Below are 1,737 nucleotides of genomic sequence, written 5' to 3'. Positions count from 1 at the left end.
GGCCGGACGCCGACACCGCGATCTTCGAGGTGGAGTCCGGCAAGGGCGTCTATATGCGTTCGCTGGCGCGCGACATCGCCCGGGCCTGCGGCACGGTGGGCCACGTGGCGGCCCTGCGCCGGCTGCGGGTCGGTCCATTTTCCGAGGCGGATGCAATTAAGCTGGACAAAATAGCGACAAGCGACGACAACGCGCCTGCTTCACCGGATCTGCTGCTTCCGGTCGCGACCGCGCTGGCCGACATCCCGGCGCTGGCCCTGACCCACGAAGAAGCGGATGCCCTGTCACACGGGCGGGCGATCAGCCTGCTCGACCTGATGGGGCGGATTCCGGACGCCGTCGATCCCGCGGGCGGGATCGCGCGGGGAATGGACGGGAAGCGGGTGATCGGGCTCTGCCGGCTGGAGGATGGCTGGCTGCGCCCGGACCGTATGCTTTAACCGCATGTGAATGGAGAACACGATGTCGATTACCGCAGAACGCCGCACGACGCTGATCGGCGAATATCAGACCGCCGCCCAGGATACCGGCTCGCCGGAGGTCCAGGTCGCGCTGCTGACCGAACGGATCAACAACCTGACCGAGCACCTGAAGACCCACGCGAAGGATTTCCATTCGCGCCGCGGTCTGCTGATGATGGTCGGCCGCCGTCGCGGCCTGCTGGATTATCTGAAGCGCAAGGACGGGGCGCGGTACCAGGCCCTGATCGGCCGCCTGGGCCTGCGTCGCTGATCTGACGGGCGGCGGGGCCGATCCCTTTTGCCCCGCCGGGCCGGAACGGCCATCCCCTGCCCAATCGTGGGCCGGGGCAACATGCTGCCGCCATGTCGGTGGAGACATCCGGACCGGGTCGCAGCGTTTCAGGCCACATGGCGTTCTGGTGGGCGACCATCACACACCATGCCGTCCGAGACGCTGTTTCTTCTCCCTCCGTCCGGGGCCTTCCACCCCATCGGGCCGGCCGCCGGACAGGGAATGTCTGAATGTTCAATTATTATCGCAAGGAAATCGACTGGGGCGGACGTCCGCTGGTGCTGGAGACGGGCAAGATCGCCCGCCAGGCCGACGGCGCCGTCGTCGTGACCTACGGCGACACGGTGGTGCTGTGCACCGCCGTCGGTGCCAAGAGCGTCAAGCCGGGGCAGGATTTCTTCCCGCTGACCGTCAATTACCAGGAAAAGGCGTTCGCCGCTGGCAAGATTCCGGGCGGTTTCTTCAAGCGCGAAGGCCGTCCGTCCGAGATCGAGGTACTGAATTCGCGCCTGATCGACCGTCCGATCCGCCCGCTGTTCCCCGACAATTTCCGCAACGAGGTCCAGGTCGTCGCCACCGTGCTGAGCCACGACCTGGAGAATGACCCGGCCATCGCCGCGCTGGTCGGCTGCTCGGCGGCGCTGACCCTGTCGGGCATTCCGTTCTTCGGTCCCGTCGCGGCCTGCCGCGTCGGCCACCTGAACGGCGAATATGTGCTGAACCCGACCCTGGCCGAAATGAAGGACAGCGCGCTGGACCTGGTGGTCGCCGGGACGTCGGAAGGCGTGCTGATGGTCGAGTCCGAGGCGGGCGAACTGAGCGAAGAGGTGATGCTGGGCGCCGTGACCTTCGGTCATGCGGCCTTCCAGCCGGTGATCGACGCCATCATCGCGCTGGCCGAGCACGCGGCGAAGGCGCCGTGGGACCTGGCCGAGCCGACGGCCGAGGAAATCGCGCTGCAGCAGCGGGTCGACGCGCTGGGCC

Annotated in this window: 1 protein-coding gene and 2 pseudogenes; all 3 read left to right on the top strand. The window is 67.2% G+C overall.

Annotation, left to right across the window (positions count from 1 at the left end):
* Window positions 1-440, top strand: a pseudogene (locus tag HUK84_RS17040) (tRNA pseudouridine(55) synthase TruB); the annotation flags it as partial.
* Window positions 441-462: 22 nt separating this feature from the next.
* Window positions 463-732 carry a 30S ribosomal protein S15 gene (gene rpsO / locus HUK84_RS17035; RefSeq protein ID WP_176641329.1) on the top strand — a complete coding sequence of 90 codons (270 nt, stop codon included), beginning with the start codon at window positions 463-465 and terminating at the stop codon, window positions 730-732.
* Between the two features lie 251 nt (window positions 733-983).
* A pseudogene (locus tag HUK84_RS17030) lies at window positions 984-1,737 on the top strand (polyribonucleotide nucleotidyltransferase); the annotation flags it as partial.

The sequence above is a fragment of the Nguyenibacter vanlangensis genome, assembly GCF_013376155.1.
Classification (GTDB): domain Bacteria; phylum Pseudomonadota; class Alphaproteobacteria; order Acetobacterales; family Acetobacteraceae; genus Gluconacetobacter; species Gluconacetobacter vanlangensis.
The sequence above is the reverse complement of the archived record's forward strand: the minus strand, read 5'-3'. Positions and strand labels throughout refer to the sequence as shown.

What these genes read in the sequence shown, in the direction of transcription:
- rpsO (WP_176641329.1), top strand. Translation starts at nt 463, where the DNA reads ATGTCGATTACCGCAGAACGCCGCACGACGCTGATCGGCGAATATCAG.